General features: G+C 62.3%; 28 protein-coding genes and 6 tRNA genes. 18 read left to right on the top strand and 16 right to left on the bottom strand.

Translation table 11 applies throughout. From position 1 onward, the window contains the following. Positions 1-10: 10 nt before the first annotated feature. The 5 genes from AB3G45_RS16705 to gloA form a co-directional block, all read right to left on the bottom strand. A tRNA-Glu gene (locus AB3G45_RS16705) sits at positions 11-85 on the bottom strand. Positions 86-234: 149 nt separating this feature from the next. Then, positions 235-309 (bottom strand) — tRNA-Glu (locus tag AB3G45_RS16700). A gap of 454 nt (positions 310-763) precedes the next feature. Next, a tRNA-Glu gene (locus tag AB3G45_RS16695) sits at positions 764-838 on the bottom strand. Between the two features lie 125 nt (positions 839-963). Then, positions 964-2,244, bottom strand: a complete 1,281-nt coding sequence (locus AB3G45_RS16690; protein WP_367831634.1) for a D-Ala-D-Ala carboxypeptidase family metallohydrolase — start codon at positions 2,242-2,244, stop codon at positions 964-966. 339 nt (positions 2,245-2,583) lie between these two features. Then, on the bottom strand, positions 2,584-3,024 hold the full coding sequence (gene gloA / locus AB3G45_RS16685) for a lactoylglutathione lyase (protein WP_367831633.1): 441 nt from the start codon (positions 3,022-3,024) through the stop codon (positions 2,584-2,586). Positions 3,025-3,219: 195 nt separating this feature from the next. On the opposite strand from gloA, the gene AB3G45_RS16680 reads away from it, so the two are divergent. From AB3G45_RS16680 to AB3G45_RS16640, 9 genes are all read left to right on the top strand, one after another. Then, positions 3,220-3,798, top strand: a complete 579-nt coding sequence (locus AB3G45_RS16680) for a cold-shock protein (protein WP_367831632.1) — start codon at positions 3,220-3,222, stop codon at positions 3,796-3,798. Beyond that, positions 3,798-4,295 carry a DUF192 domain-containing protein gene (locus AB3G45_RS16675; protein WP_367831631.1) on the top strand — a complete coding sequence of 166 codons (498 nt, stop codon included), beginning with the start codon at positions 3,798-3,800 and terminating at the stop codon, positions 4,293-4,295. Before AB3G45_RS16680 ends, AB3G45_RS16675 begins: the two co-directional genes overlap by 1 nt. A 91-nt stretch (positions 4,296-4,386) precedes the next feature. Beyond that, positions 4,387-4,463: transfer RNA gene (locus AB3G45_RS16670), tRNA-Pro, on the top strand. Between the two features lie 94 nt (positions 4,464-4,557). After that, a complete protein-coding gene (locus AB3G45_RS16665; RefSeq protein ID WP_367831630.1) occupies positions 4,558-6,129 on the top strand; it encodes a DUF6538 domain-containing protein in 1,572 nt (523 codons plus the stop codon). 99 nt (positions 6,130-6,228) lie between these two features. Further along, complete coding sequence (locus tag AB3G45_RS16660; RefSeq protein ID WP_367831629.1) at positions 6,229-7,458, top strand: phage portal protein; 1,230 nt, start codon at positions 6,229-6,231, stop codon at positions 7,456-7,458. Then, the gene (locus tag AB3G45_RS16655; protein ID WP_367831628.1) at positions 7,455-7,847 is read left to right on the top strand and encodes a gene transfer agent family protein; all 393 of its coding nucleotides are present in this window, start codon (positions 7,455-7,457) and stop codon (positions 7,845-7,847) included. Before AB3G45_RS16660 ends, AB3G45_RS16655 begins: the two co-directional genes overlap by 4 nt. Continuing rightward, the gene (locus AB3G45_RS16650) at positions 7,844-9,034 is read left to right on the top strand and encodes a phage major capsid protein (RefSeq protein WP_367831627.1); all 1,191 of its coding nucleotides are present in this window, start codon (positions 7,844-7,846) and stop codon (positions 9,032-9,034) included. The genes AB3G45_RS16655 and AB3G45_RS16650 overlap by 4 nt, the downstream gene beginning before the upstream one ends. 89 nt (positions 9,035-9,123) lie before the next feature. After that, a complete protein-coding gene (locus AB3G45_RS16645) occupies positions 9,124-10,221 on the top strand; it encodes an IS630 family transposase (RefSeq protein WP_367829349.1) in 1,098 nt (365 codons plus the stop codon). A gap of 91 nt (positions 10,222-10,312) precedes the next feature. Further along, the gene (locus AB3G45_RS16640) at positions 10,313-10,891 is read left to right on the top strand and encodes a hypothetical protein (protein WP_367831626.1); all 579 of its coding nucleotides are present in this window, start codon (positions 10,313-10,315) and stop codon (positions 10,889-10,891) included. Positions 10,892-10,920: 29 nt separating this feature from the next. On the opposite strand, the gene AB3G45_RS16635 is transcribed toward AB3G45_RS16640, so the two are convergent. Further along, positions 10,921-11,523, bottom strand: coding sequence for a hypothetical protein (locus AB3G45_RS16635; RefSeq protein WP_367831625.1), 603 nt, complete (start codon positions 11,521-11,523; stop codon positions 10,921-10,923). 408 nt (positions 11,524-11,931) lie between these two features. On the opposite strand from AB3G45_RS16635, the gene AB3G45_RS16630 reads away from it, so the two are divergent. From AB3G45_RS16630 to AB3G45_RS16620, 3 genes are all read left to right on the top strand, one after another. After that, positions 11,932-12,237, top strand: a complete 306-nt coding sequence (locus AB3G45_RS16630; RefSeq protein ID WP_367831624.1) for an ETC complex I subunit — start codon at positions 11,932-11,934, stop codon at positions 12,235-12,237. Between the two features lie 27 nt (positions 12,238-12,264). After that, positions 12,265-12,341, top strand: a tRNA-Arg gene (locus AB3G45_RS16625). 50 nt (positions 12,342-12,391) lie between these two features. Then, positions 12,392-13,135: a FadR/GntR family transcriptional regulator gene (locus tag AB3G45_RS16620; RefSeq protein ID WP_367831623.1), complete on the top strand. Its 744-nt coding sequence runs from the start codon at positions 12,392-12,394 to the stop codon at positions 13,133-13,135. Positions 13,136-13,155: 20 nt separating this feature from the next. Here AB3G45_RS16620 and AB3G45_RS16615 read toward each other — a convergent pair whose 3' ends face one another. The 4 genes from AB3G45_RS16615 to AB3G45_RS16600 all read right to left on the bottom strand — a co-directional run bounded on the left by AB3G45_RS16615 (position 13,156) and on the right by AB3G45_RS16600 (position 14,889). Continuing rightward, positions 13,156-13,503, bottom strand: coding sequence for a hypothetical protein (locus tag AB3G45_RS16615; RefSeq protein ID WP_367831622.1), 348 nt, complete (start codon positions 13,501-13,503; stop codon positions 13,156-13,158). Positions 13,504-13,528: 25 nt separating this feature from the next. Continuing rightward, the gene (locus AB3G45_RS16610) at positions 13,529-13,792 is read right to left on the bottom strand and encodes a hypothetical protein (RefSeq protein ID WP_367831621.1); all 264 of its coding nucleotides are present in this window, start codon (positions 13,790-13,792) and stop codon (positions 13,529-13,531) included. A gap of 166 nt (positions 13,793-13,958) precedes the next feature. Continuing rightward, a complete protein-coding gene (locus tag AB3G45_RS16605; protein ID WP_367831620.1) occupies positions 13,959-14,486 on the bottom strand; it encodes a DUF992 domain-containing protein in 528 nt (175 codons plus the stop codon). A gap of 190 nt (positions 14,487-14,676) precedes the next feature. After that, entirely contained in the window at positions 14,677-14,889 is a 213-nt protein-coding gene (locus tag AB3G45_RS16600; RefSeq protein WP_367831619.1) for a hypothetical protein, read from the bottom strand. 369 nt (positions 14,890-15,258) lie between these two features. On the opposite strand from AB3G45_RS16600, the gene AB3G45_RS16595 reads away from it, so the two are divergent. Beyond that, a tRNA-Ser gene (locus AB3G45_RS16595) sits at positions 15,259-15,348 on the top strand. A gap of 145 nt (positions 15,349-15,493) precedes the next feature. Here the strand turns inward: AB3G45_RS16595 and AB3G45_RS16590 are convergent. From AB3G45_RS16590 to AB3G45_RS16575, 4 genes are all read right to left on the bottom strand, one after another. Next, entirely contained in the window at positions 15,494-16,270 is a 777-nt protein-coding gene (locus AB3G45_RS16590) for an amino acid ABC transporter ATP-binding protein (protein ID WP_367831618.1), read from the bottom strand. 19 nt (positions 16,271-16,289) lie between these two features. Continuing rightward, positions 16,290-17,444, bottom strand: coding sequence for an amino acid ABC transporter permease (locus AB3G45_RS16585; protein WP_367831617.1), 1,155 nt, complete (start codon positions 17,442-17,444; stop codon positions 16,290-16,292). Between the two features lies 1 nt (position 17,445). After that, positions 17,446-18,654 carry an amino acid ABC transporter permease gene (locus AB3G45_RS16580; RefSeq protein WP_367831616.1) on the bottom strand — a complete coding sequence of 403 codons (1,209 nt, stop codon included), beginning with the start codon at positions 18,652-18,654 and terminating at the stop codon, positions 17,446-17,448. Positions 18,655-18,751: 97 nt separating this feature from the next. Further along, the gene (locus tag AB3G45_RS16575) at positions 18,752-19,789 is read right to left on the bottom strand and encodes an amino acid ABC transporter substrate-binding protein (protein ID WP_367831615.1); all 1,038 of its coding nucleotides are present in this window, start codon (positions 19,787-19,789) and stop codon (positions 18,752-18,754) included. 346 nt (positions 19,790-20,135) lie between these two features. On the opposite strand from AB3G45_RS16575, the gene AB3G45_RS16570 reads away from it, so the two are divergent. Then, positions 20,136-21,326 carry a cystathionine beta-lyase gene (locus AB3G45_RS16570; RefSeq protein WP_367831614.1) on the top strand — a complete coding sequence of 397 codons (1,191 nt, stop codon included), beginning with the start codon at positions 20,136-20,138 and terminating at the stop codon, positions 21,324-21,326. A gap of 9 nt (positions 21,327-21,335) precedes the next feature. Here AB3G45_RS16570 and AB3G45_RS16565 read toward each other — a convergent pair whose 3' ends face one another. Beyond that, positions 21,336-22,487, bottom strand: a complete 1,152-nt coding sequence (locus AB3G45_RS16565) for an FAD-dependent monooxygenase (RefSeq protein WP_367831613.1) — start codon at positions 22,485-22,487, stop codon at positions 21,336-21,338. 22 nt (positions 22,488-22,509) lie between these two features. Beyond that, positions 22,510-22,758 carry a zinc-finger domain-containing protein gene (locus tag AB3G45_RS16560; RefSeq protein ID WP_064330167.1) on the bottom strand — a complete coding sequence of 83 codons (249 nt, stop codon included), beginning with the start codon at positions 22,756-22,758 and terminating at the stop codon, positions 22,510-22,512. Positions 22,759-22,924: 166 nt separating this feature from the next. Between AB3G45_RS16560 and AB3G45_RS16555 the strand changes: the two genes are divergently transcribed. The 4 genes from AB3G45_RS16555 to AB3G45_RS16540 all read left to right on the top strand — a co-directional run bounded on the left by AB3G45_RS16555 (position 22,925) and on the right by AB3G45_RS16540 (position 25,540). Further along, positions 22,925-23,710 carry an alpha/beta fold hydrolase gene (locus AB3G45_RS16555; protein WP_367831612.1) on the top strand — a complete coding sequence of 262 codons (786 nt, stop codon included), beginning with the start codon at positions 22,925-22,927 and terminating at the stop codon, positions 23,708-23,710. Positions 23,711-23,798: 88 nt separating this feature from the next. Beyond that, complete coding sequence (cysE, locus tag AB3G45_RS16550) at positions 23,799-24,632, top strand: serine O-acetyltransferase (RefSeq protein WP_367831611.1); 834 nt, start codon at positions 23,799-23,801, stop codon at positions 24,630-24,632. A 132-nt stretch (positions 24,633-24,764) separates the two neighbouring features. Further along, positions 24,765-24,968 (top strand): DUF3126 family protein, encoded by a 204-nt coding sequence (locus AB3G45_RS16545; RefSeq protein WP_184141832.1) that lies wholly within the window; start codon positions 24,765-24,767, stop codon positions 24,966-24,968. Positions 24,969-25,186: 218 nt separating this feature from the next. Beyond that, positions 25,187-25,540, top strand: coding sequence for a phasin family protein (locus AB3G45_RS16540; protein WP_367831610.1), 354 nt, complete (start codon positions 25,187-25,189; stop codon positions 25,538-25,540). Positions 25,541-25,572: the final 32 nt, after the last annotated feature.

Here is a 25,572-nt window from a genome sequence, read left to right as displayed (position 1 = left end):
GGGGAAGGGGTGGCACGCCCTAGGGGAGTCGAACCCCTCTTTTCAGAATGAAAATCTGACGTCCTAACCGATAGACGAAGGGCGCGTGCGGTGGGCGTCTTCTAGTCGGGGTCGCCGATTTGCGCAAGCCCTAAAGGCAGGAATTTTCAGTTTTTTCCTCGGCTCGAAGAGGCGCGGCCGTCATCGCTGCAAAGGCGTTCCGGCGGGAGGGTCTGCTTGTCGTCAGAAGGAGGGTGGCACGCCCTAGGGGAGTCGAACCCCTCTTTTCAGAATGAAAATCTGACGTCCTAACCGATAGACGAAGGGCGCGTGCGGTGGGCGTTATCTAGTCGGGGCCGGGCGGATTCGCAAGACGGAAAATCGCGGGCGGGGCAACTTTTTCACAAGCAAGGCAGCCCTGCCGCCCGGGCTGGATTTGACCACTGGCAATTCGGCGGCGGCCTTCCCATATATCCTTGGTGCTGAGGACCTGAGACTGCCGCCGTTCGACCCTCCCGGCGGTGCCCGTTGGCTCGGCTCGTTGCCCTGTCGGCAACACGCAGCCCCCGTCCGGCAAGCTGGGCCGGGCGGGCGGCGCGATTCCGCGCGGTTCGAGACCCCGGAGCGCTGGGCCAAGCTCGACGGGGCCTCTCTCCCGGCCGCGCAAGATGGCAGCCGTGAGGGGTAAACGTTTCCCGCCGTGCATCGTTCCGAAAAACGCGCGCAAACGCCCGCGCCGGACCATGCCGTCACATTTCTTACTGCATATGCATCGGGGGAGGGGTGGCACGCCCTAGGGGAGTCGAACCCCTCTTTTCAGAATGAAAATCTGACGTCCTAACCGATAGACGAAGGGCGCGTGCGGTGGGCGTCTTATAGAAGGGCATCCGGTCTTCCGCAAGCCGCAAAAAGCCTGTCATGACAAAAAAATGAAAAGCCGCCCAGGGGCGGCATTTCCAGTGAAAAGGCATTGATCGCAAAGGGTTACTTGCGCCGGCGGCAGCGCCAGTTCCAGTCGCGCTCCGGGCCGATGTCGATATGCACGGATTCGGTATGGCAATAGGTGCCGACGCCGCCGCGCCCCGGCATGGAGCGCAGATATTCGGCAAGCTCCCACTTGCTGACGCCGGAGATCTGGATATCCGCCGCCTCGCAGCGCGTGTGCAGCGATTGCTTTGCCCGCTTGACCTTAATGTCGCGCAGGCCCGAGGTCACGATGATCGGCTTGTCGTAATGCTTTTCGATCGTCTTCAGCACCTGCAGCAGTTCCGGCTTGAAACAGCCGGTGCGCACCTTCTCCGTCTGCAGCCACAGGCCGTTCGGCGCAAGGCGGGCAAGGCCGGCGAGCGAGGCGACTTCCTTGAACTGCGGGCCATCGTCCTCGACCTCGTCGGCTTCCGAATGATCCGTCGAGAACATGGCGCTGGCCATCGAGACGCCGGGCAGCGTGCCGAGCGAGGCCTTGCGGGTGGTGCCCGCGCTTTGCCGGTCGAGCACGCGGCGCGGCTGCTCGGCGAACCGGTCGCCATCGAACTGCTGCTTGGCCTCGCGCTTGTTCGCGAAGAGCGAGGCGAGCGTCATCGTCTTGCGCGGCTCGCTTTTCTTCGTGCGCGTTTCCGCAACGTCTTTCTGCGCCGGCGTTGCGAGCGCCAGGTCCGCGGCATTGCCGGCGGCGGCCTCCGCGGTCAGGGCCGTGCGCGCCGTCTTGGGAATCGGCCCGTTTTCTGGCAGCGTGACCTCGACCTGTTCATCGCTAGGGGTAGCGACCGGCGGCATGTCCTCGACCGGCAGGCGTCCGGACTGGTCGGCCGTCTGCGCTGCGCCGCCATTGGCATAGAGGTTGTTGATGGCGGCGTTCGTGCCCGCGGTCTGCGTGGCATAGGCATTGCCGGTCGCCACCGCCCCGCCGCCATTGCCGTAGATGCTCGCCCTGCCGGCATTCAGCGTCGTCGGCTGCATGACGAGGCCGGCCCGGTCGGCCGCCGCATCGCCCGCGGCCTGCTGGTCCGTCGCCATGGCCGAAGTGGCGTCGGCGACGACGGAGGCGTCCGTGGCGGCGTCTGCGGTCGTCCCGGCGCTCACCACGGGCGTGGTGGTCTCATCCGTGCCGCCTTCGGCGACCGTGCCCTCGTTTTCCTGCGCGGCCCTGTTGTCCGCGCGCATATCCGTGGAGACTGCGGAAACGCAGCCCGAGAGCGTGGCGACCGAAACGGCCAGCAGCAATCCATACCGCAGCGCCTTCAGGCCTGGCCACTTTCCCTGCATGTCCTGCAAAGGCTTTCCCCCGCTTTCGACGTTCGTGCCCTCGGTCTTGCCGCCGATAGGGCCATTTCTTCAAACAGTCGCAACCGCAATTGAGAAAAGCCGTCGGGCCAGGCTGCGGTTGCTGCGATGTTAACGTTTCGGCCGGTGGTGTAAAGGCCGAAGCATGCGAGGCCGTGGACGCGGAACGGGAGGCAGCCGGCTCGAACCGGCCAAGGCACCCTCTCGCTGGCGATCGACCGGAAGGGCAAGAGATTTCCGGTCAAATACGGCGGAACGATGATCGTTGCAGGCATCCATAAAACGCAAGCTTTGCCCGGAGCTTGCGTCCCTGTCCCGGCGCTACCAGGCGCCGGTATTGCCCATGGAGGCCCAGGGTTCGGCCGGCGCCAGGCTTTCGCCCTTCTGCAGGATCTCGATGGAAATGCCGTCCGGCGAGCGCACGAAGGCCATGTGGCCGTCGCGCGGCGGGCGATTGATGGTGACGCCGTTGTCCATCAGCTTCCGGCAGGTCGCGTAGATGTCATCGACCTCGTAGGCGAGGTGGCCGAAATTACGTCCGCCTGCATAATCCTCGCTGTCCCAGTTGTAGGTGAGTTCGAGGCAGGGCGCGGCGTTCGCCCGGGCGGCGTCGATATCCTGGGGGGCGGCGAGGAAGATCAGCGTGAAGCGGCCTTTCTCGTTCTCGATGCGGCGCACTTCCTCAAGGCCGAACAGCGTCGAATAGAAATGCAGCGACTGGTCGATGTCCTTCACGCGGACCATCGTATGGAGATAACGCATTGGAATATCCTCTGAATGTGGAATCGTCCGGAAGAGTAGGGTTTTGTCAGCCTCAGGCAAGCCTTGCGGCTTACCAATGGGGCCGGCAAAACTTTCAAAGGGGCTTGCGCATTCGCATCGGGACAATGTTATTCTGGTTATCAAGAATCAGTTAACCGTAACTCATGTGACGCGTAAATGAGGGGCTGGCAGGTCATGACGGACAGGGTGTCTTCAAGGGAAATCACGGATCGTGATGACCAGAGCAATGACGCCGTCGATCTCGTCGAGATCACCGGGGTCATCAAGTGGTTCGACGTCGCCAAGGGGTTCGGCTTCATCGTGCCGGACAACGGCGCGCAGGACGTGCTGCTGCATGTCACCTGCCTGCGTCGCGACGGCTACCAGACGGTTCTGGAAGGCACGCGCGTCGTCGCGCTGATCCAGAAGCGCGACCGCGGCTACCAGGCCTTCCGCATTCTTTCCATGGACCAGACGACGGCCGTGCATCCCTCGCAGATGCCGCCGGTCAAGACCCATGTGCAGGTCACGCCGTCGAGCGGGCTGGAGCGGGTTCTGGTCAAGTGGTTCAACCGCACCAAGGGGTTCGGATTTCTGACGCGCGGCGAGGGCACGGAAGACATCTTCATCCATATGGAGACGCTGCGCCGCTTCGGCCTGACGGAACTGCGTCCCGGACAGGTCGTGCTCGTGCGCTTCGGCGATGGCGAGAAGGGCCTGATGGCGGCGGAAATCCACCCGGACATGCCGGTTCCCGGCAACAGGGCCCACTGATGGGCCTTTTCGCGCGGACGGCCGGTTTCGCGCGTCTTGCGAGCGCCGTCCTGGCGCTTTTCCTCTGCTTTTCCCTCGCCGCCTTCGCGGCGGAGACGTTCGACACCCAGCCGCTGGCGATCGTCACGAAGGACGGCAAGAGCCATGCCTTCACGGTGGAACTCGCCATCACGCCGCGCCAGCGCGAGCAGGGGCTGATGCACCGCCGCGAAATGGCGCCGGACCACGGCATGCTCTTCGCCTTCGGCGAGACGCGGCAGGTCTTCATGTGGATGAAGAACACCTATCTGCCGCTCGACATGCTGTTCATCGCCAAGGACGGCAAGGTCCGCGCGATCAAGGAGAACGCCGAGCCGCATTCCGAATCGATCATCGATTCGCAGGGACCGATCGACTACGTCCTGGAGTTGAACGGCGGCACCGTGAAGCGCCTCGGCATACGCGCCGGCAACCGCGTCGAGAACGAGCTGATGGATTCGCTGCGCAAGGCGAAGTAAGCCCGCCATTTCCCGCGACAAGCGCTTGAAAACGCCCATTGCCTGTTGCGGCGGGGGGCGGATGCGTGTATCTCCCCATCGCCGGGACGGACGGAGTGTAGCGCAGTCTGGTAGCGCATCTGGTTTGGGACCAGAGGGTCGGGAGTTCGAATCTCTCCACTCCGACCACCGGCACATACTGAAAAACCGGGAAATCCCGCAATTCCAGTAGGTTCAGCCCAGCTTTCTGTTACAAACCTTGTTACAGAACGGGTTCTGACAGATGGCCGCAAACAACAAATACCTTCTCAATCGTGATGGACGCTATTTCGCCCGCGTCGTGATTCCCAAAGACCTTCGCCCCTTCCTCGAAAATAAAACCGAACTTCGCGCACCGCTCGGCGCTGACCGACGCACTGCGCAGGCCCGGCTTCATACGGCCGTCGCAGAGCTTCAGGCGCGCGTTGCCGTCGCCGAACGCCGCAAGGCACTGGCGAAGGGCGAGGCGATCACGCCCGGCCGCTATCCTCTTCCGGTCGATCAGATCGCCCTTCGGAACTATAACGAACGTCTCGCCTTCGATGTGGAGCTTCGGAACACCAATCCGACCTATGCGCGGATCGGCATTGATGACCGGCTTGTGGAACTGCTTCGCGAGGGTATCGCTGGCGGGCTGGACGACAGCACCCTTGAAACCCTTGTCGGTGATCGGATCGAGCGCTATCGCCGGCTCGGCAACACGACCGTCGCTATCGGCACGGTCGAATGGCGGACGCTGGCCCGCGCGCTTTGTGTTTCGGAACTGGAAGCGCTCGGCCGGGCGATGGAGCGCCATGAAGGCGACTTCACCGGCCAGCCGGAACATCCGATGCTTGCGGCAGCGGTTGAAGCCGATCCGGTTGCAGAAGACGTTTCGGCGGCGGAGTTCAACAACCTGACCTTTGAGGCTGTCATTCAGGAGAAGGAGCGCCTGACCGGCTTGGGGTTAGGAGGCAACAAGAAATCCGCTTCGACCTTGGGAAAGTATCGCCATACGGTTTATGATTTCGAGCACCATCGCCGCAGCAAGAAAATTGCGACCGTCACGCTTGAGGAGGGCGAGGCGTGGCGCAATGCCATGCTTGAGGCTGGCAAGCTGTCCCGCAAGACCGTCCGCGACAAGCTTGCTGCGATCCGGGCAATCCTGACTTGGGGACAGGAGCAATGCCGGGGCAAGCTTTTCCCCAACACGCCGAAGGGAACGCCCTTCGACTTTCTCGAATTGCCCGTCGCCGAAGTGACGGACAGCGCCACGCGCACCTATACCCTTGAACAGGCCCGCAAGGTGCTTGAGGCAGCACGCCAGCAGACGGACAAGCCGAACTTCCGCTGGATACCTTGGTTGCTCGCTTATAGCGGCATGCGCGTCGGCGAAGCTCTACAATTGGAGAAGGCCGACCTTTTCGAGCTTCAGGGCAATTGGTTTGTTCATATTCGTGTCGGCGAAGGCCGCACGACAAAGACCCGCAAAGGCCGCAAGGTTCCAATCCATCAAGCACTTATAGCCGAAGGCTTCATTGAGTTTGTGAAGTCGCGACCGGACGGGAAGCTGTTCCCCGGCACGTTCCAAGACCAGCGTATCCGCGAATGGCTTAAGGAAGGACCGTTGAAGGGCTATGACGATACCCCGCCGCCGAACCATGCCTTCCGGCACCTGTTCGAAGACGCGCTATTCGGTGACGTGAACCACAAGGCCGCGCTTTACATCGCCGGCCGGTCTTCCGGTTCGTCGGCCGACGACTACGGCGGTAGCGATCTCAAGCTATTGGAGCTTGCCGCGCAGATGAAGAAGGTCCGAAACATCGTCGATTTGTGAAATAAATCCTAATTAATGTAGGAAAATATTCATTTTCGGGATTCACAATTGAGTCCTGATATGAGATTCTGTCCTCAAGTTGAATTGAGGACGGATTGCTTGAATTTCGATAGCGTTGTTTCGAGTCTGAAGAAGGCTATCGGCCTTCCTATAGAACAGAAGGCATATTCCCTTAGTGACGCTGGTATCGCCGATATCTTCGGCATCCGGCCCACTTTCTCAGGCGTGAACATGAGCGGCAATTCGGCGCTCTACGTTCCCGCCGTTCTTCAGGCCGTGCGCCTTATCTCCGAAACCATCGGCTCGCTGCCCTGCAAGGTCTATCGGGAAACCGCAGACGGCAAGGAAGCGGCCAAAGATCATTCTTCTTATTGCATCGTCCATCGCCGGGCGAACGAGTGGACCGGCGCGGGCGAGCTTCGCACCGTCCTGACGGCCGACGCGCTCATTCATGGCAACGGCTTCGCGAAGGTGGTCCGATTTGAAGACGGCCGGCTGTTTGAGCTTCACCGGCTGGAACCCGGCACCGTTTCGATCCTGAAGAACCCGGCGACCGGCGCACCCATCTATCGCGTGCAAGAGGCTGGCCGCTCGACCGACTATCCCCATACCGAAATTCTTCATGTCCCGTCCTTCCTCGGCACGTCGCCGATTGCGTTCGGCCGCGAAGGTATCGGCCTCGCCGCGATCCTTGAGCGCCACGGAGCGCAGTTCTTCGGTTCCGGCGCACGCCCGACCGGCATCATTTCCAATGAGAAGCCGCAGGCCGGTGAAGCTGGCGCGAAGGCCGTTGGCAATATCCGCAAGTCCTTCCGCGAATGGCAGAAGGGCGCTTCCGGCGATCCGCTCATTCTCGATGCCGGCTGGAAGTATGACCAGCCGGCCATGACCTCGACCGATGCGCAGTTCCTTGAGCACCGGCTTGAACAGGTCCGCGAAATCTCCCGCATCTTCGGCGTCCCGCCGACCATGCTTTTCGAGCTTACGCGCGGAACGTGGTCGAACACCGAACAGATGGGCGCGCAGTTCCTTCAGCTTTGCCTTCGGCCGTGGCTGGACCGTTGGCAGGACGCGATGACGACCGTCCTTCTCGGCGAGGACGAACAGGACACCCACTATTTCGAGTTTGTCGTGGACGACCTCATGCGCGCCGATATGGCCGGCCGCACCGCGAACATGACCGCGCTCGTTACGAACCGCATCATGACTCCGAACGAGGTTCGGGCGATCCTCAATCTTCAGCCGCTTCCGGGCGGCGACGAACTCACCAATCCGCACACGACCAGCAACGCCGGGCCGGCCACGGTTCCGGCGAAGGAAGCCGCATGATCCAGCATACCGCCTTCTTCGGCGACGGCGAAAAGACATTCGCCTTCCCGACCCTCGACCTTATCCGCGAACTTGAGGCCAAGACCGGCCACGGTATTGGCGCTATCCATGACTGTTTCCGCTTTGGCCGCTTCAGCCTGTCCGACATTGAACAGGTGATCCGGCTCGGCCTTATAGGCGGCGGCACTGCCCCGGCAGACGCCGCACGGCTTGTTTCGACCTACCTTGTCGGCCGGCCGTGGCGCGAAAACATGGACCTTGCCGGCGATATCATCGCGGCCCTGTTCTACGGCACCGAAGACGACGCCCAGGACGAAAAGCGACAAGCCGCAGCGTCCGGCGACCTCTCCGCAGCAATCAACGACGCCCTTGAACAGGTGCCGGCATGACCGAACGCCTCGAAATCAAGGCCGCGCTCACGGTTGACGACGCCGGCACTATCACCGGCCTCGCATGGCCCTTCGGTTCGCCGGATCGCGTCGGCGACGTGATCGAAAAGGGCGCGTTCGCCTCGCCGGAAGTCCTGCCAATGCTCTTCGCCCATGATCAGGGGCAGGTTATCGGCGTTTGGGACGAAATCAGCGAAACCGCGGACGGCCTGACCGTCAAGGGCCGCTTGCTTGTCGATGACGTGGAGCGTGCCCGCGAAGTGCGCGCCATGATCCGCACGAAGGCCGTTTCCGGCCTGTCCATCGGCTTCCGCACGAAGGCCAGTAAGCCCCGCCAACGCGGGCGCACCATTACCGCCCTCGACCTTCACGAAATTTCTGTTGTCGCCGTTCCGAGCCATCCGGGCGCGCAAATCACCAGCATCAAGGCCGCCGATGGCACGGCAGACCAGAAGGAACCTATCTTGGAAAACGAAGCAGAACTTGAAACGAAGAACGCCGACCCGGTTGTCTCGCCGGAGGAACTGAAGGCTCTGAAGGCCGACATTGCCACGATCAAGGCGAAGCTCAACCGCCCGACTGCCGCGAACAACAATCAGCCGGACGGCGCGAATGACAACGCCGTCGAGCGCAAGGCTTTCATCGACTTCGCCCGCCGTGGCGTCGAACGCATGGAACAGAAGGCTGTCGCCGCGCTGACCGTATCGACCGACTCGCAGGGCGGTTATCTCGCCCCGGAAGCCTTCGGCTCGGAAATCCTGAAGAAGATCGTCGAATTCTCGCCGGTTCGCGCTTACGCGAAGGTGACGACGATTGCCGCACCGGAAATTAAGCTTCCGCGCAAGCTGACCGGCACGGCTGCAACGTGGGTATGCGATGGAGAACCGGCGACGGGGCGCACCGTGACACGGTTCACGCCAGCAGCGATTGAGAAGCACATACGCCGCAAGCACCCCGGATGCCCTGATTTCGCAGTGGCGTTCTTCGTCGGCGAGATCGCTAAGAAGGACTGGCAAGGCGTGTCGATAGGGAAAGCGGTCGGCATCACTATGCAGACCGTCCTTCGCCATTCCATGACCGACTATGACCAGATGCTTTTATGTGGCGTGGATCGCAAGGACGCGCGGCGACGGGTGCAGCCGAAAGTGAACGCCATGATAGGTAGTTGGCGGAGACGTAGAGCATAGCCTACGCACCGCCAATTATGGTCTTACCCGCTAGTCACCCGGAACCGAATTAGGCATCATTGATGTGATGTGGCTTCGGGGAGTTGATGATGCGTGGTCGGGGGTCTGTTGCAATTGATCTCAGTGTTGATGAGCGCGGTTTTCTTGAAGCCCAGTTGCGCAGGCACAAGGCAGCGCGGTCGCTTTCGGACAGATGCCGGATCGTGCTTCGATGCGCGGATGGCCTGAACAGCAAGGAAGTTGCGGCCGAACTCGGCCATTCTGAGCACACGGTCGGCAAGTGGCGGCGGCGCTTTGCCGAACACCGGATCGAAGGGCTTTCGGACGAATATCGCGCGGGCCGGCCACGCACGGTGTCCGATGCGCAGGTGGCGGCTGTCATCACCCGCACATTGGAGACCACGCCGAAGGATGCCACCCATTGGTCGATCCGTTCTATGGCCTCCGTCACGGGGTTGTCGCACACTACAATTCGCCGGATCTGGACCGCCTTCGGCTTGCAGCCGCATCGGAGCGAGACCTTCAAGCTCTCGACCGACCCGCTGTTCGTGGACAAGGTGCAGGATATCGTCGGCCTCTACATGGCACCGCCGAACCGGGCCATCGTCTTGTGCGTGGACGAAAAATCCCAGATCCAGGCGCTTGATCGGGAACAGCCCGTCCTGCCGATGGCCCCCGGCGTGGCCGAACGCAGGACCCATACCTACATCCGCCACGGCACGACATCGCTCTTTGCCGCGCTCGACATCGCGACCGGGGCGGTGATCGGCAAATGCTACAAGCGCCATCGCGCTACCGAGTTCCTCGATTTCCTCAAACGGATTGACACGGCCATGCCGCCAGAGCGAGACGTGCATCTGGTGATGGACAACTATGCCACCCACAAGACCCCGAAGATCAAGGCATGGCTCGCGCGCCGCCCACACTGGCATGTCCACTTCACACCCACCTCAGCATCGTGGATCAATCAGGTCGAGCGCTGGTTTGCGGAACTGACCCGCAAGCAGTTGCTGCGCGGCGTCCACCGTTCTACCGCCGAACTGGAGGCCGACATCAACGCCTTCATCGAGGCACACAACGAAAACCCCAGGCCCTACCGATGGGTCAAATCCGCAGATGAGATCCTCGCAGCCGTCAAACGCTTCTGCCAGAAAACGATGACACGAACTTCAGATTCGGGTGACTAGTTCCGTAAACCCGCCGGGTAAGTTCGGCGAGCCTTTCATATTGCACTCTATTCAGCCATCAGCGAAGAATGAGCGAATAGCTGGAGGCCACATGGATAAAGAAACCGCCGATTGTATTCTGAAACTGGATGACCAGATAAAACATCTGTGGAATTCCCTAAAATATCGCGCCGAGGCTGAGGAGTATGAAAGGGCCGCAAGAGAGTGGCGTGAAAAAGCCGAGGCGCTGGATAAGCAAATTCGCGAATACAAAAATGAACTTGCGACCCACATAAAAAGTGTCAATGAAGAAAGTTCGCGATACGTCAACATTGTATCCGTTATCGGTTATGCAGGATACTTTACCACTTGGGGATTTACGCGAGATATTCTTGGTAGAGAGGCAACTATTTTTGTTGCATCAATGGGGATGGCTTCTGTTTCTCTTTTTGTTCTATGGGAAATGTTCGCGATATATATGCGCCTGAAGTCAGTTGGAATGCTCGGGCAAATGTTTCGAAATAGCGTCTCTGTAGAGGCCTTTGAGGAGCTGCGCGCGCAGCTATTAAGCGACGAAGCGCGGACTACCGCGATCATCAATCCAGTGCACAAGGTCGTTTTCATCGTCAGCTTCGCCGCAGCAATAGCGGGTGGGCTTGCCATGATGCAGAAACTCTACATGAGTTTATGAAAGGAGCGCCTTCTATCGATCAATGTTGGCTATTGCTCATATGGATCGATTCGCACAGAAGCGTCTTTTAGTTCCTGTCGAGCAAGCGCCACAAACGTCTCCCACGACTTGCTCAATGCACTGGTCTGACGATTTAACTGCGAAATCTCTTCCATCACCCTGTTGTATTGTTCGTCCGGCAGCCAGCGTTCGTCGGCCGTTCGCCAAGTCATGCGGCCACGACCGTCAGAAGTATAAAGATGGTAGAAATTATGAAGGAATGAATCGGCGTCTTTGCAAAATTTCTCATAAGCGGCCTGAATTTTTGCATTATGGAACGGAAATATATCATCACTATAATAATATTGGAGATCGCGAAGCCCGTCATAGTCCGTATCGTTGATATATGTCTCGATAGCGTGTTCCCGCAAGATGTAAGATTGCCTCCTGTCGATAATCTTTAGTAGCGCGTTCACCTTTTTAACATCGTCATTTAGGGTGTTGTCTTTGCCGATGTTTTCAGAACCAAGATCAGCTAACTCCATGCTGACCCAACTCACGAACGACGCCAGCAGAAGAATGCCGGGGGCAAAATTGAAGTCCCGCAGGTTGATCGGCCATTGAACCCAGATCAGCGAACCCATGACTGTCAAGCAGGCTCCAATCCTAGCGAGCTTGTTAGGGTGCTCAGGCGCTATCCGCATATTCATCTCTCCTATCTGTCGTCATCTAGCCGATGACGGAATGCGAGCGAAAGGGGTGATGAGCAATTTATAGGAGAGTCAAATTTGCAGATTGCCGCGCGGTGCTTTTGAGGCTATAGCCTCAATGAAATCTGTAACAAAAAGCAAGCCGGTCCAACGTTACAAAGAGTGGAAATTATCGTTGAAAAACAACGATATATATGATTTCGAATCTCTCCACTCCGACCAGTCCGGCGGGCGTTTCGATGCCAAAATGCTCCTCCGGTCATTCCCCCTTTACGGAATCCGGGTTATGCATTTTCGAACGCGCGCCGGCGGATCGGTGCGCCTTTATGCGAGAATTCTGGAGCCGCTTCGATGACCGCGAAGATCTATCGTCCCGCCAAGACCGCTATGCAATCCGGCCAGGCCAAGACCCATCTCTGGGTCCTGGAATTCGACGCCGAGAAGCCGCGGACGATCGACCCGATCATGGGCTATACGAGCTCCGGCGACATGTACCAGCAGGTCAGGCTCACCTTCGAGACCAGCGAGGAAGCGATCGCCTATGCCGAGCGCAAGGGCATCGACTACCGCGTGATCGAGCCCAAGGAATCGACCCGCAAGCGCGTCGCCTACCCGGACAATTTCCGCTTCAACCGCATGCAGCCCTGGACCCATTGAGGTTTCGCTGGCTTTCCGCCAGCCTATGGCCCCTTAGCTCAGCTGGATAGAGCATCTGCCTTCTAAGCAGAATGTCGCAGGTTCGAGCCCTGCAGGGGTCGCCAAAATTGCTTCGAACCGGAATGGGCGGTTCCTGGCGGAGGAGGGAACATCGTTGCGCAGGGGCTTGCTTGAAACCGTCATCAGCGGCGTGAACGCGCGGACCAGCCATGCGCAGGTCGTCAACGAACTCGGCAGGGCGATCATCGCGGGCGAGTATCCCGTCGGCGCCACCTTGCCCGGAGACGCCGAGCTTGCCGCCCGCTTCAAGGTTTCCCGCACGGTGCTGCGCGAGGCGATGAAGACGCTCGCCGCCAAGGGCCTCGTCGTGCCGCGCGCGCGCATCGGCACGCGCGTAACGCCGAACACCCAGTGGAACCTCTTCGACAGCGATATCCTCACCTGGTACTTCGCCGTCGGCGTCAACGAGGAATTCCTGCTGCACCTGTCCGAAGTGCGCCTGGCCTTCGAGCCGCAGGCGGCGGCTCTCGCCGCGCAGCACGCGACGGAGGCCGATATCAGCCACATGATGCGGCTCGCCGTCGCCATGGGCGATCCGGAGCATACGGCCGAAAGCCTCGCCGTGGCCGACCTGAAATTCCATCTCTCCGTGCTGGAGGCCTCGCGCAATCCCTTCCTGCGCACGCTCGGCAGCCTTATCGAGGCTGGCCTCGTCGGCGCCTTCAAGCTCTCCTCGCCCGCCGCCGACCGCGGCAAGATCGGCGACGTCTCGACGAGCCACATCCGCATCGTCGAGGAGATCGACAAGCGCGACGAGGACGGCGCGCGCCGGGCGATGGAGAACGTCATCAAGGTGGGGCGCGAGCGCGTCGTGCAGGCGCTGCGCGAGAGAAATTAGCCCATCAAGGACAAGATACGTCAGTCGTCGTTGCTGGCGTTCAGCTCTTCCGGCCGCTTGCCCTCGTCCGCCGCGCGGGTGGCAAGCTGGGCCGCCCCCATCGACTGGTAGAGGTTGAACAGCGCCTCGCTCGCCCGGGCAGCCAGGCGGAACCATTCGCCATTGCCGGCGATGGCAGGGTGGTGGAGAAGCTGGTCGTCGACGAGATCGAGCACGATGGAGGCGGTATGCACCGCCTCGTGAAAGCCGAAGGAGCCGGACGCATAGTGCGACAGCAGCTCCGGCGGCGTGGTGGCGCGTTCCTGCGCCAGAATGTCGAGCAGCCGCAGCCGCTCGTCTTCCAGTTCGATATCGGTGCTTTCCAGCATTGTCGTCTCCATGGCCTGGCTCACCTCAGAAATACTCGATTCGCACGTAGCGGTGGATGAGGAGAAGCGAACGATCCGGCTGGATACGGTAGGTTTCCACCACGGGGCGGCCATAGCGGTCGTTGAAGGTGTGCTCGAACGTGCTGCCGATCGGCGCCTTGGTGAGTTTCGTGCGCGGCTGGCCGCCATAGGTGATGCTGCCCGGGATGGGCTCGACGGCGCGGGGGCCGCCCGTCGTGCAGGCGGCAAGGAAAAGCGCGGCGAAGGCGGCAAGGGCGATACGGGTCATGTGAAAACTCCTCCCATCCGACACTAGAGCATTTTCCAGCCGAAGCGAAATCGCTTCGGCGTCGGATAATACGGTAAAAGAGCATTTCCGCTGAACCGGAAATGCTCTGGCAGAACGTTCCCGCACGGCAAGGAAAAGGGCGGCCGAAGCCGCCCGTCTTCCTGTCTCAGCCCTGCGGCGTAAGGGTCACCGATGTGCCGGTGGCCGCGAGGTTCAGGCCGATCTGGCCGCTGACGCTGATCGTCTGCAGGTGGATCGAGCCGGACGTGCCGCCGACGAGCACATTGGTGCCGACGCCGAAGCCGAGCGTGGCCTCGGCGGTCGCGCCCTGGTAGAGGCCGCCGAGCGAGCCCTGGTGGTAGCCGGCCGTCGGGGCGAAGACCGCCCAGACGATGCGGCCCTGTGTGGTGAAGCCGAGATCGACGCCCATCTTGCGGATCACGCCGCTATAGACGTCCTCTTCGCCGCGGGTCGAGGAGAAGACGCAATCGACGCTCTTGGCCGAGCCGATGACATAGCCGACGCCGCCGCCGACATCGCAGGTCAGCATGCCGATCTTCACGCCGTCGCGATCGCCCCCGCGCTCGACATAGGTCGGGGCGGGATCGCGGATCACCATGTCCGCCGCGCCAGCGGTGGTTGCGAAAGCCTGCGCAAGGCCCATCGCAAGGACAGTTCCAAGCTTCTTGTTCATTTGTGCACTCCTTCTAGCTGGCACGATAATGGCGAATCCGGTGCATTGGTTCCCGACCGCAAGCCATCTGATGGAGAAGATCGTGGCGGAGTGTGGGCGGGTAACGGTTTGATAACATTTTGCGCCGGCAGGCCTGCGCGGCATTTGCCGGGCGCGGCTTTTCGACCACATGTCCGCAGAGGCCGCAGGCCTACACGCGATTGATGGTGGGCAGGAGGGTGATCACCTCGTCGCGGCGCCGGTCGTCGAGCGGGGCGATATGGTCGTTCCAGAACGCCTCGGCTGCCGGCGTCTCCTGCGTCCATTGCCGGACGCCGACGTGGTTGTCGTCGATTTTCGCACGCCGGCTGCCCCCGAGGCGCAGATATTCGGCAGCCAGCGATGCGGCGGTTGTCTGTTCCATGACCGGTCTCCTGCGGTTGGGAAGGAAACCGCGCCGGCCCGGGGATTGTTCCGGCAATAAAAAAGGCCGGGGCGAAAACGCACCGACCTTCCTCATCATCACCCTTTTCACCAGTGCCAGTACATCCGTGGTCAAAGGCATCAGGTGATGGCGGCAATTGCGAGCGGCAGAAGCTTTCCAGCGCTCATCAGCAATGCCGATGAGGGACATATAGGCGGCCATTGTGTTCAAAACAAGGGGTGGACGACGAAGTCTGCTTCAAGCCCTCTCGCGCACGTTGACGATACGGCCAGAACTGCTAAAAAGCCGCATCGCCCGAAGGGCGGCGAAGCGCTCGGAAACTTGGTTTCCCCGCCGCTTCAGCCGGATGGAAGAGTGTCCGAGTGGTTTAAGGAACCGGTCTTGAAAACCGGCGTGCGGGAGACCGTACCGTGGGTTCGAATCCCACCTCTTCCGCCAGATCCTATTTAATCAATGCCTTGGAAATCTGTTCCGCCTTGCGGCGCAAGGCGTGCCCCCATGCGCTGCACCACGTAAAAAAGGGCCGGAGCATCTTGCGGGATGCTCCGGCCCTGGGCTGTTGTGCCGCGGACTTTGGACGTCGTTAGTGCAGGATCTGGCTGAGGAAGAGTTTCGTGCGCTCGTGCTGCGGATTGTCGAAGAACTCTGCCGGCGAGTTCTGCTCGACGATCTGGCCCTGGTCCATGAAGATGACGCGGTTGGCGACCTGGCGGGCGAAGCCCATCTCGTGCGTCACGCACAGCATGGTCATGCCTTCCTCGGCGAGCGAGACCATCGTGTCGAGCACTTCCTTGACCATTTCCGGGTCGAGCGCCGAGGTCGGCTCGTCGAACAGCATGATCTTCGGCTTCATGCAGAGCGAGCGGGCGATCGCCACGCGCTGCTGCTGGCCGCCGGAAAGCTGGCCGGGATACTTGTTCGCCTGCTCGGGAATCTTGACGCGCTTCAGGTAGTGCATCGCCACTTCCTCGGCGTCCTTCTTCGGCATCTTGCGCACCCAGATCGGGGCGAGCGTGCAGTTTTCGAGGATCGTCAGGTGCGGGAAGAGGTTGAAGTGCTGGAACACCATGCCGACCTCGCGGCGCACCTCGTCGATCTTCTTCAGGTCGTTGGTCAGCTCGATGCCGTCGACGACGATCCGGCCCTTCTGGTGCTCTTCGAGGCGGTTGATGCAGCGGATCATCGTCGACTTGCCGGAGCCCGACGGACCGGCGATGACGATGCGCTCGCCCTTCATGACCTTGAGGTTGACATCGCGCAGCACATGGAAGTCGCCGTACCACTTGTTCATGTTGACGATCTCGACCGCGACATCCGTCGCCGAGACCGTCATCTGTTGCGCCTGGGCCTGATTTGCCATTGTTGTTGTTTCCTCTCGGTTATCTTTTGTGGTTCGTGTCGAGCCGGCGTTCCACGAAGGCCGAGTAGCGCGACATGCCGAAGCAGAAAATCCAGAACACGAAGCCGGCGAAGATCAGGCCGGTCAGCGGCGTGACCGGCGTGATCCAGCCCGAATCCCCAAAACTCGCCTTCACGATGCCGAGCAGGTCGTACATCGAGATGATCGTGACGAGGGAGGTATCCTTGAACATGCCGATGAAGGTGTTCACGATGCCGGGGATCACGAGCTTGATGGCCTGCGGAAGCACGACGAAGGTCATCTTGTGGAAGTAGTTTAGACCAAGGGCGTCGGCCGCTTCATACTGCCCTTTCGGGATCGCTTGAAGACCGCCGCGAATAACCTCCGCCATATAGGCCGAGGCGAAGATCGACACGCCGATCAGCGCGCGCAGGAACTTGTCGATGTTGTTGCCGGGTTCGAGGAACAGCGGCAACAGCACGCTCGCCATGAACAGAACGGTGATCAGCGGCACGCCGCGGATCAGTTCGATGAAGGCGATGCAGACCGTCTTGAGGATCGGCATGGTCGAGCGGCGGCCGAGCGCCAGCAGGATGCCGGCGGGCAGCGAGACGACGATGCCGACGAAGGAGATGATGAGCGTCACCATCAGCCCGCCCCACAGCGAGGTCTCCACGTGGCGCAGGCCGAACGCCCCGCCGAGCAGCAGGAAGAAGGAAACGATCGGGAAGACGACGAGCAGCAGCAGCGCGTTCAGCCCCTTGCGCGGCGCCTTCGGTATCAGGAAGGGTATGAGCAGGCCGACGAACATGGCGACGACGAGCAGCGGGCGCCAAAGCTCGCCGCGCGGGTAGGAGCCGAACATGAACTGCACGAAGCGGTCGTTCACATAGGCCCAGCATGCGCCGCTCCACCCGGCGGGAAGCTGGCCGCCCTGTTCGGTGGTGAGGCAGGCCGTGCGGTCTGCCCCGGTCCACACCGCGGAAAGGAAGAGCCAGTTGAGGGCCGCCGGCAGATACCAGACGATCGCCAGGATGGCGACGATGGTCATCGCCCCGTCGGTGGCGGAGGCGAAGAGGTTGCGGTGGATCCAGGCGATCGCGGAACGGTCGGAGGACGGCGGCTTTTCCGCTTCGAGGAACCGGTCGCGGACATAGGTAATGCTTTCAGCCATCTCAGCGCTCCACCAGGGCCATCTTGGCGTTGAACCAGTTCATGAACAGCGAGGTGATGAGGCTGATCGAGACATAGATCAGCATCCAGATCGAGATGATCTCGATCGACTTGCCGGACTGGTTGAGGATGGTGCCGCCGACCGCGACGAGATCGGCATAGCCGACGGCGACCGCGAGCGAGGAGTTCTTGATGAGGTTGAGATACTGCGAGGTGAGCGGCGGAATGATGATTCTCAGCGCCTGCGGCAGCACGACGAGGCGGGTCGCCTGGCCGGGCCGCAGACCCAGCGCATAGGAGGCTTCCGACTGGCCCTTGGACACGCCGCGAATGCCGGCGCGCACGATCTCGGCGATGAACGAGGCCGTATAGAGCGACAGCGCGAGGTAGAGCGCCAGGAATTCCGGCCCGATGACCATGCCGCCCCTCATGTTGAAGGAGCCCGGCACCGCGTAGTCGAGCGTCACGGGGCTGCCCATGACGAGGAAGACGAGGAACGGGAACAGCACGACGAGGCCGAGATTGACCCAGAGCACCGGCGGACGCTGGCCCGTGGCGCGCTGGCGCGCATTGGCCCAGACCGTGAAGGCGATGGCGGCGACGACGCCGATCGCGAACGCGATCGCCACGACCCCGAAGCCCTCGCCGAAGACCGGTGCGGGCATGTAGATGCCGCGGTTCGAGATGAAGAAGACGGTGTCGGGATCTTCCTTGAGATGCTGGAAGATGGTGCGGATCGACGGCAGCAGGGCGAGAACGCCGAGATACCAGAAGAAGATGACGAGCAGCGGCGGAATGTTGCGGAAGATTTCCACATAGACCGTGCAGAGCCGTGCGATAAGCCAGTTGTGCGACAGCCGCCCGATGCCGACCAGGAGGCCGACGATCGTCGCCGTGATGACGCCGGCGGCGGCGACGACGAGCGTGTTGATGAGACCGACCTGCAGCGCTCGGAAATAGGTCGAATCACTCGAATAGTCGATCAGGCTTTGCGCGAGGTCGAAGCCGGCACGGCTGTTCAGGAAGCCGAACCCGGCCGTCATGTTGGCGCGGGCGAGGTTCTGGACGACGTTGTTCCACGCATACCAGACGGCCGCGACGATCACGACGAGCGTGACGACCTGATAGACGATGCTTCTCAGCGCCGGATTGTAGAGAAGAGATACCTTCGGCGGTTCGCCGGACCCTGTTCGGGCATCCGCAAGAGCCATGCATTTCCCCTGACGTTGGTTCGCCCTGTTTTCCGGGCGTTCTGTTTGAAGGGGAGGGCGGTTATCCGCCCTCCCGGTAGGATTGCGCGCGGGCCGCTTAGCGGACCGGCGGGGCGTACTGCAGGCCGCCCTTCGTCCACAGCGCGTTCAGGCCGCGGTCGATCTTGAGCGGGGAGCCTTCGCCGACATTGCGCTCGAAGGATTCGCCGTAGTTGCCGACGGACGCGATGATCTGCACGGCCCAGTCCTTCGGCAGGCCGAGGTCGGCGCCGATCGTCGAATCAGCCTCTTCGCCGAGGAAGCGCTTGATGTCCGGGTTGGCGGACTTCTTCATTTCCTCGAGATTGGCCGTCGTGATGCCGAATTCCTCGGCGGCGACCATCGCATAGTGCGACCAGCTCACGATGTCGAACCACTTGGAATCGTTCTGGCGAACGGCCGGGCCGAGCGGCTCCTTGGAGATGATTTCCGGCAGGACCATGTGGTCGTCGGGATTGGCCATCTTCAGGCGGATCGAGTAGAGGCCCGAGGCGTCGGTCGTGTAGGCGTCGCAGCGACCGGCATTGTAGGCGGCGTCCGCTTCGTCCTGCGCTTCGAAGACGACCGGCTTGAAGTCCATGTTGTTGGAGCGGAAGTAGTCGGCAAGGTTCAGTTCCGTCGTCGTGCCGGACTGCACGCAGACCGAGGCGCCGGACAGTTCCAGCGCGGACTTCACGCCGAGTTCCTTCTTCACCATGAAGCCCTGGCCGTCATAGTAGTTCACGGCGCGGAAATCGAAGCCGAGCTGCGAATCGCGGCTGACGCTCCAGGTGGTGTTGCGGGCAAGAAGATCGATTTCGCCTGACTGCAGGGCCGGGAAGCGGTCCTTGGCCGAGAGCGGGGTGAACTTCACCTTGGTGGCATCGCCGAAGACGGCAGCGGCCACGGCCTTGCAGAGATCGATGTCGAGGCCGGCCCAGTTGCCCGACGAATCCTGCGCGCCGAAACCGGCGAGGTTCGAGCCGTTCACGCCGCACTGCACGAAGCCCTTGGCCTTGACGTCAGAAAGCGTATCCGCCTGTGCCGCCGTTGCGCCAAGCCCCAGTACGGCAGCACCGACGAGCGCCGTCACGATTTTTTTTTGCCATTTTTTCACAACCTTTTTCTGTTGTCTTTGTTTTGTCCGCAGGACCCGCACCCTCGATGGGCACGCCCATGGAACTCGCCACCCTCCCGGCGCGAGGTGGCTTATCTCATGCTCAAAATTTCACAGGGTCAAGTGAGCGCGACCATTTTCCGTCCGGTAACCTAAATTTGTCGGCATTTGACGGCATTTTGGGCGGAAGTTCGTGGAATTGTGCAGTAAACCGCTCAAAAATTCGCGTCTTTCCCACTTGAAGCGCTTTGGAAGCCCCGTCCACCCCGTCGCATGGGGTTGACCTGCCGCCGCGCCTGTCCAAAAGTCTGCTCCTCAAATCCCCTCGCATCTTCTCGGATCGATCATGAAAAACAGAGACGAAATCCTCGCCGGCGCCGGCGTGAACACCCGCCTTGCCCATGCCGGAAACGACCCGGCGGACTATCACGGTTTCGTCAACCCGCCCGTCGTCCACGCCTCCACGGTGCTCTTTCCCAATGCGGCGACGATGGAAAGCCGCGCGCAGAAATACACCTACGGCACGCGCGGCACGCCGACGACGGATGCGCTCTGCGCGGCGATCGACGACTTGGAGGGCTCCGCCGGCACGATCCTCGTGCCCTCGGGCCTTGCCGCCGTCACCGTGCCGTTCCTCGCCTTCCTGTCGGCGGGCGACCATGCGCTCATCGTCGATTCGGTCTATCACCCGACCCGCCATTTCTGCGACACGATGCTGAAGCGCCTCGGCGTTACGGTCGAATACTACGATCCGGCGATCGGCGCCGGCATCGAGGCGCTGATCAGGCCGAACACGAAGCTGGTGCACACGGAGGCTCCGGGCTCCAACACGTTCGAGATGCAGGATATCCCGGCGATCGCCGCCGCGGCCCACAAGCGCGGCGCCGTCGTCAGCATGGACAACACCTGGGCGACGCCGCTCTATTTCCGCCCGCTGGATTTCGGCGTCGACATCTCCATCCACGCGGCGACGAAATATCCGGCCGGCCATTCGGACGTGCTGTTCGGCACCGTCTCGGCCAATGCGGCCCATTGGGAGCAACTGCACGAGGCGCAGATCACGCTCGGCACCTGCGCTTCGCCCGACGACGCCTACCAGGTGCTGCGCGGCCTGCGCACCATGGGCGTCCGGCTGGAGCGGCACCAGGAAAGCGCGCTGGAACTGGCGCGCTGGCTGGAGGGTGTCGACGACGTCTCCCGCGTGCTGCATCCGGGCCTGCCGAGTTTCCCCGGCCACGACCTGTGGAAGCGCGACTTCAAGGGCGCGAGCGGCATCTTCTCCATCGTCCTCGATGGCGGTTCGCCGGAGCGCTACAAGGCGAAGGCCCATGCCTTCCTCGACGCGCTCGGCATTTTCGGCCTCGGTTATTCCTGGGGCGGCTTCGAATGCCTTGCGGTGCACGTCCATCTCGGCGACCGCCGCGTGGCCAAGGGGCCGTCGGAGGGCCCGGTGCTGCGTCTCCAGATCGGCCTTGAGGACGTGAAGGACATCAAGGCCGATATCGAACGCGGCCTGGCGGCCGCGCGGGCGGTCTGAGGGGCCAGATCAATCCGGGATGCGGTAGCCGTAGAGCCAGTCGAGATCGCCGGCGAGGCTTTCCGGGCCGCGCAGCGACAAGACGAGATTGCGGCCGAGCGCGATGGGGCCGCGGGCGTGATAGGCGAAGCGGTTGAAGGTGCCGCGGCGGCGCACCCTGGCGACCCGTTCGCGGCGGGTTGCCTCGAACTGCCGCAGCGCCTCTGCCGTCCCGGATGGATGGGCGAGGGTGTTCGCCAGCAGCGCCGCGTCCTCGATCGCCATCGCCGCGCCCTGGGCGGCAAAGGGCGTCATGGCATGCGCGGCATCGCCGATCAGCACGGTCCTGCGTCCATCCGTCCAGGCCCCGTCGGGGCATTCGAAGAGCGGCCACATCAGCGGATCGCGCGCTTCGGCGAGCAGGCGGCGGATATCGGCATGCCAGCTGGAGAAGGCGTCGAGCAGGCGGGCGGCATCGCCCGTGCGCGACCATCCGGCGGCGGGCGCTTCGCGCTGCGCATGGAGCGCGACGATGTTGAAGGCTTGCGCTTCGACGAGCGGATAGGCGACGAGATGGGCCTGCGGGCCGAGGAAGGCCGTGACGGCGCACGGATCGAGGAAGGGCGGCGCAGCGCCATAGGGCACGAGGAAACGCCAGGCGACGGTGCCGGAATAGTGCGCGGGCAGGGCGCCCGGCACGTCCTTGCGCAGTCTTGACCAGACACCGTCGGCGGCGATCACCAGATCGGCGGGCGCGGCGGCGAGGGCCTCCTCCGTAGAACCGATCCGCCGACCGGTCGTCAGCGTGCAGAGCGATTCCCGACGGACGGCGTCGAGCAGCACGGCCTGCAGCGCGGCGCGGTGCAGCACGCCGTAGGGCGCGCGCCAGCGCTTGCGTGCGAAAACGCCGGCCGGGACGGCGGCGAGCGGGGCGAGCGCATGGCCGGAGGAGAGCAGGATGCGCTCCGGTTCGCTCCAGCGCGCGGCGAGGGCATCGAGAAGGCCGAGACCGGCGAGGATGCGCGACGCATTGGGCGAAAGCTGCAGGCCGGCGCCGACTTCCTCCAGCACGGGGGCCTGTTCCAGGACATGCACGGCGATGCCCTTGCGGGCGAGCGCAAGGGCCGCCGTCAGGCCGGCGATGCCGGCCCCGACGATGCATGCTGATTTTACGGAGGACATGTCTGCGGCGGCCTTCCGGCCGTCACGCCGCGACCTGGTTGGTGAAGGTGCAGCCGGCCGGATCGGTCTGGCTGGCCTTGAGCGCCGGGTTGTAGCGGTAGAGGGTCGAGCAGTAGGGGCAGACCTTCTCGTTGTCGTCGCCCATGTCGAGGAAGACGTGCGGATGGTCGTAGGGCACCGAGGCGCCGACGCACATGAATTCCTTCACGCCGATCTCGATCGAGCGATGGCCGCCGTCGTTCTGGAAATGGGGAATGCTGTGGCCAGCCATGTCGATGCTCCTGGGATGCCGTCTTTCTGGCGCGGACCATAGTCGCCTTCGCTGCAAATGTGTAGATGCAAAACCGCCGCGCCCGGGGAGATTTCCGCACGCCTGCCGTTTTCTCCGCCGGCAAAGGACGGTAAGAGCAGGACATGCAAACGAAAGACGGCCTGCGATGAACCTCGATCCCCCGCCCTTTTCCGCTTTCAACCATGACGGCCTGGAGCTTGCCTTCTTCGACGAGGGCGACCCGTCGGGCCTGCCGGTGCTGCTGATCCACGGCTTTGCCTCCAGCGCCAACGTCAACTGGGTGTTTCCCGGTTGGCTGAAGACGCTGGGGGACGCGGGCTACCGCGTCATCGCGCTCGACAATCGCGGCCACGGCAGGAGCGCCAGGCCGCACGATCCCGCGCTCTACACGCCGCCGCTGATGGCGGGCGACGCCGCCGCGCTGCTCGATCACCTGGCGATCCCCGAAGCCCATGTCTTCGGCTATTCGATGGGTGCGCGCATCACCGCCTTCATGGCGCTCGCCCATCCGCACCGGGTGCGCTCCGTCGTCTTCGGCGGGCTCGGCATCGGCATGGTGGAAGGCGTCGGCGACTGGGACCCCATCGCCGATGCGCTGCTGGCGCCCTCGCTCGACGTGGTCACGCACGAGCGCGGCCGCATGTTCCGCGCCTTCGCCGACCAGACGAAATCCGACCGCCAGGCGCTCGCCGCCTGCATCATGACCTCGCGCGATCTCCTGACGGAAGCGGACATGGCGCGCATCGACATGCCCGCGCTGATCGGCGTCGGCACGAAGGACGATATTGCCGGCGCGCCGCAGCCGCTCGCCGACCTGATGCCGGATGCGCGCGCGCTCGACATTCCCGGCCGCGACCACATGCTCGCCGTCGGCGACAAGGTCTTCAAGCGCGCCGTGCTGGAATTCTACGCGGAAATCGGCGGCCGCTGACCGGCCGTTCACGACGATGGTCGCCGGCCATTTCGCGCGGGCGCCATTTGCTCTATATAGAGTGGGACAGACGACAAGGAGTGCGGCGATGGTCGCGATGAACGAAATCAGGGCCGGCGAGAAACTCAAGGCCATGGATCCGATCTGGGACAGCCTGCGCGAGGAGGCCCGCGTCGCCGCCCAGGCCGAGCCGCTGCTCGCGGCCTTCCTCTATTCGACGGTGTTGAACCACCGCTCGCTGGAGGAAAGCGTGATCCACCGCGTCTGCGAGCGGCTCGACCATCCGGACCTGCAGGCCAACCTCCTGCACCAGATCTTCGACGAGATGCTGGAGGACTGGCCGGAATGGGGCGGCATCCTGCGCGTCGACATCCAGGCCGTCTACGACCGCGACCCCGCCTGCCTGCGCTTCCTCGACGCGGTGCTCTATTTCAAGGGCTTCCACGCCATCCAGACCCACCGCCTGGCGAGCTGGCTCCACGCGAAGGGCCGGCGCGACCTCGCGCTCTATCTGCAAAGCCGCTCCTCCAGCGTCTTCCAGACGGACATCAACCCCGCCGCGCGCATCGGCAAGGGCTTCTTCCTCGACCACGCGACGGGCCTCGTTGTCGGCGAGACCGCCGTCATCGGCGACAATGTCTCGATCCTCCACAATGTCACGCTCGGCGGCACCGGCAAGGAGGGCGGCGATCGCCACCCGAAGATCGGCGACGGCGTGATGATCGGCGCGGGCGCAAAGATCCTCGGCAACATCCATATCGGCCATTGCTCGCGCATCGCCGCCGGCTCGGTCGTGCTCAAGCCCGTGCCGCCGAAATCCACGGTCGCCGGCGTGCCGGCCAAGGTCATCGGCGAGGCCGGCTGCAACGAGCCGTCACGCGCCATGGACCAGCTCCTGGCCGCCTTCGACTACGATCTCTAGCAAGGTCGGCGGGCGGCCCGGCATCGGCGATCCCAATGCGGGAAAAGTCGCTTTCCCGCGGAGATCGTGGGTTTACACGGCCGGGAGCAGGTGCGAGAAGCGCGGCACATCAATCGACGACGGAGACGTATCGTGAAGCCGGAAGAAATCAGGAAGCTCGAGGCCTACTTCAAGCGCAATCTCAACAAGGAGATTGTCATCAAGGCCCGTCCGCGCAAGGACGAGTCCGCGGAAGTCTATCTCGCCGACGAGTTCCTGGGCGTCATCTTCCGCGACGACGAGGACGGGGAACTCTCCTACAACTTCTCCATGGCGATCCTCGACATCGATCTGTGATCGGTGGGCGCATCCAGACAAGCAAAGCCCGGCTGCCCATGGCGCCGGGCCTTTTGTTATCCTTTTGCGACAAATCGGCATTTGCCAGGCCCAATGATCATACCTGACGCGCAAGGTGTTGCTTTGCCTGCGAAATATTGCGTTGCAGCAATTCATTGACTTTTTTGTGCGCTGCATATAGATTTCGGCCATATCACCGGGATCCAAAGGAGACTTCGATGTTCAATTTCGACGAGGCAAACAAGAAGGGCAAGGAAGCCGTGGACACGTTCGTCAAGAGCTACACGACCGCCGCCCAGAGCTGGCAGGCGATCGCCACCGAGACCGCCGACTATTCGAAGAAGTCCTTCGAGAACGGCGTGGCCCACGTCGAGAAGCTCTCGGGCGTCAAGAGCGTCGAAGCCGCTCTGGAGTTGCAGACCGCCTTCGTGAAGTCCTCCTATGAAGGCTTCGTCGCCGAAGCCACCAAGCTTGGCGAAATGTATGCCGACCTCGCCAAGGGCGCCTACAAGCCCTACGAAGCGCCGGTCGCCAAGGCAGCTGCCGCTGCCAAGGGCGCGGTCGCCGCCTGATCCCATCGACGACGGCATACGCGCATAGCGTT

Origin of the sequence: Shinella sp. S4-D37, from assembly GCF_040812195.1 — a bacterium.
Lineage (GTDB): Bacteria > Pseudomonadota > Alphaproteobacteria > Rhizobiales > Rhizobiaceae > Shinella.
This window is presented reverse-complemented; position numbering and strand designations above follow the sequence as displayed.